Source organism: Leptospira borgpetersenii serovar Javanica (assembly GCF_003046425.1).
In the GTDB taxonomy this organism is placed as follows: Bacteria; Spirochaetota; Leptospiria; order Leptospirales; family Leptospiraceae; genus Leptospira; species Leptospira borgpetersenii.
In genome coordinates, this window is sequence record NZ_QAJG01000023.1 from 1 (window position 1) to 2,500 (window position 2,500).

Annotated in this window: 5 protein-coding genes (1 of these 5 cut by a window edge); 2 read left to right on the forward strand and 3 right to left on the reverse strand. The window is 41.7% G+C overall.

The window, feature by feature from the left end:
• The 3 genes from CLV95_RS14945 to CLV95_RS14955 form a co-directional block, all read right to left on the reverse strand.
• On the reverse strand, nucleotides 1–154 hold a 154-nt coding region (locus tag CLV95_RS14945), incomplete at its 3' end, for a DUF1564 family protein (protein WP_165794401.1).
• A 311-nt stretch (nucleotides 155–465) separates the two neighbouring features.
• On the reverse strand, nucleotides 466–972 hold the full coding sequence (locus CLV95_RS14950; protein WP_002734183.1) for a hypothetical protein: 507 nt from the start codon (nucleotides 970–972) through the stop codon (nucleotides 466–468).
• On the reverse strand, nucleotides 962–1,429 hold the full coding sequence (locus tag CLV95_RS14955; protein WP_002734309.1) for a RidA family protein: 468 nt from the start codon (nucleotides 1,427–1,429) through the stop codon (nucleotides 962–964). The genes CLV95_RS14950 and CLV95_RS14955 overlap by 11 nt, the downstream gene beginning before the upstream one ends.
• Before the next feature lie 118 nt (nucleotides 1,430–1,547).
• Here CLV95_RS14955 and CLV95_RS14965 point away from each other — a divergent pair, with 118 nt between their 5' ends.
• Nucleotides 1,548–2,351 (forward strand): class I SAM-dependent methyltransferase, encoded by an 804-nt coding sequence (locus CLV95_RS14965; protein ID WP_002766450.1) that lies wholly within the window; start codon nucleotides 1,548–1,550, stop codon nucleotides 2,349–2,351.
• A protein-coding gene (locus CLV95_RS14970; RefSeq protein WP_002734019.1) for a DEAD/DEAH box helicase crosses the window boundary here: on the forward strand, nucleotides 2,348–2,500 show its beginning. The gene runs 1,497 nt beyond the window's last position; the window shows 153 of its 1,650 coding nt (coding positions 1–153); the start codon lies at nucleotides 2,348–2,350; its stop codon lies off the right edge, out of view. The genes CLV95_RS14965 and CLV95_RS14970 overlap by 4 nt, the downstream gene beginning before the upstream one ends.

Here is a 2,500-nt window from a genome sequence, read left to right on the forward strand (position 1 = left end):
ATAACAAGGGAAGTTTGCCCCGAAGGGCTATTTTTTCTTGAGCATTCAAACGATTCCAATAAACATCTGGAACCAAAAGAGAATCCGTTCCAACCCAGCCTTCTACCAAAGTAGATTCAATTTTTTGACCGTCGTCCAACAAAAGAATGTCCATACCAGAAAACGGTTCTTCAAACAATCCAAGCGGAACAATTTACAGAAAAAAATGAAAGGAAACAAAATAATCTAATGAGAATTAGATCTAAGAAAAAGTATAGAAACTATGCGTATAATAAAATGATAAAATACGAGAGTTCGATATAAGAAAGCTTGGGTGAATCATTCGCAAACTTCATAATTGAAAACGCTTTCGTTTCCTTCGCGGTCGACTTTGTGTTGTCGCCACACACGAGTTTTTGTGGCCGATTCAGATTCATCTATGAATTGCGTTAACTCAAGTCGCTCGGCGAGATTTGAAACAAACACTTATTCTTTCTCAAAAAACAATTTCAGAGAAAGCAAAGTAGTAAAACTCCAAGCACCTAAAAACGCATAGAATTTCCAACTAAAAACGTAATCGTTCTCTTTAAGAAAACTTACGAAAAAAGATTCCGGAAAAAAGACTCCGGCTAACGCGCCTAACCCGAGAAGAAATTGAACACTCAAAAGAAAAGAACCCAGCCAATGAGAACGCCAGAAAGAACCGAAGAAAAAAACACCCGCGGAAAGAAAAATAAAATAGAAGTTAGACGAAACCCTGATACCTTCGGTTTCTTCCCCACCTAAGTGAATCGTATATTCGATCCAAGTCGAAAGGCTAAATAAAAGCTGAAGAGTAACCACAATAAAAAGAACTTTTTCAGAAACCGACTTTTCTTTCCAGAACTCCGTAAACCTTTCAGTAAAAGAAAGATAAAACGAAATCCATTCCTTTAAAAGAAGCGGAATCGAACGAAAGCTCCATTGAATATCTCTCCAAAGGTTACGGAGCATCTGCAACCTGAAAGATGGCTTCTACTTCCACAGGCGCGTTTAAAGGAAGAGAAGGAACCCCGACAGCAAAGCGCGCATGACGTCCCGCGTCCCCGAACACGGAAAGGAAAAAGTTACTTCCGTGGTTCGCAACCAAATGGTGCTCCGAAAAATTCGGACTGCAGGCTACAAAAACTCCAATTTTTACGATTTTTACGATTTTATCCAGACCGCCACAAACCGCAGAAGCGGCTACAATCGCATTCAAACTGGCCTGAATGGTAGCCTCTTTTACGTCATCCACGGAAAGGGGTTCACCCAATTTTCCGGTGAGCGTCAACTGACCGTCTTTCAGTGGGAGTTGACCGGAAGTGAAAACGAGATTTCCGGATCGATTGGCGGGAATATAAGCTGCAATCGCTTGAGGAGCAGGCGGGAGTTTGTAACCCAAGGATTCAATTTTACTTTGGACGCTCATGTTGTCTCTTAAGAATAATGAAAGATCCTTCCAAAAAGATTGCCGTCCTCGATTTTTCAAGCAGTTTCGAAAAAAGGAATTTTCTTTCTTTTCCCCTTCGTTTTCTCTAGATCCAGGAATGTATCCGAAATTCGAGCTTGTTCCGCATCCGCAGTATCCTGAACAGTATCAGATCTGTAAAAGAACCGGGGTTTGTTTTTATAAATCCGCTATAACCCGAGAATACAAAGATTCTTATTTTTTAGAGGAATATAAAAACCAATACCGAAAGACATACTACGAAGACGAAATTTCTCTTCGCGCTTTAGCTCAAAAAAGGCTAGAGATTTTAAGTAAATTCCACAATCGCCGGAATTCTACTTTGTTCGAACTTGGTTCGGCGGCGGGTTTTTTTCTGGACGAGGCTCGGAAATCGGGTTATCAAGTAACCGGTCTGGAAATTTCTCCCGCCGAAGTGGAATATTCTCGAAAGGTCCTAGGACTCGACGTTCATTGCACTTCTTTCCTAAGAGAGAACGTTTTACAAGGTCGCTCCTTTGACGTGGTCGCCGCCTTTTTTGTAGTAGAGCATTTTCCGGACGCGGATTTTGTCTTTGAAAAGTTAACCGATCTTGTCAAACCGGAAGGATTTCTTTTCTTAGGCTTGCCTTCTCTTTACGGCCCGACTTTTCAAACCAATCCGGAAGAATGGTTCCGTACTCATCCGTCAGATCATTTTTGGGATTACAGCCCAGACTCCCTGAAAAAAATGTTGAAAGGATACGGTTTTAAGACTGAGTATAAGAAGCCGATGTCCTACCACCCGTCCCGAGATAGGGGTTGGAGAGGAAAAATATTGAGCCACCGCCTTTTTGCATGTCTCTCAGACCTCACCTGTTACGGTGATACATTCCACTTAATCGCTCAGAAGCGGCAAACATGAAATTTGAAGAACTATCCCTACATCCTAAACTACTTTCAGCCATTCAAGAAATCGGATATACGGAACTTACTCCGATCCAGGAAAAATCAATTCCTCACGGATTAGAAGGCAAGGACATCACAGGACTTGCACAAACTGGAACCGGAAAG

Excerpts from the sequence above, each read along its gene's own strand:
- CLV95_RS14950 (WP_002734183.1), bottom strand. The coding sequence starts at position 972 with ATGCTCCGTAACCTTTGGAGAGATATTCAATGGAGCTTTCGTTCGATT.
- CLV95_RS14955 (WP_002734309.1), bottom strand. The coding sequence starts at position 1,429 with ATGAGCGTCCAAAGTAAAATTGAATCCTTGGGTTACAAACTCCCGCCT.
- CLV95_RS14965 (WP_002766450.1), top strand. The coding sequence starts at position 1,548 with ATGTATCCGAAATTCGAGCTTGTTCCGCATCCGCAGTATCCTGAACAG.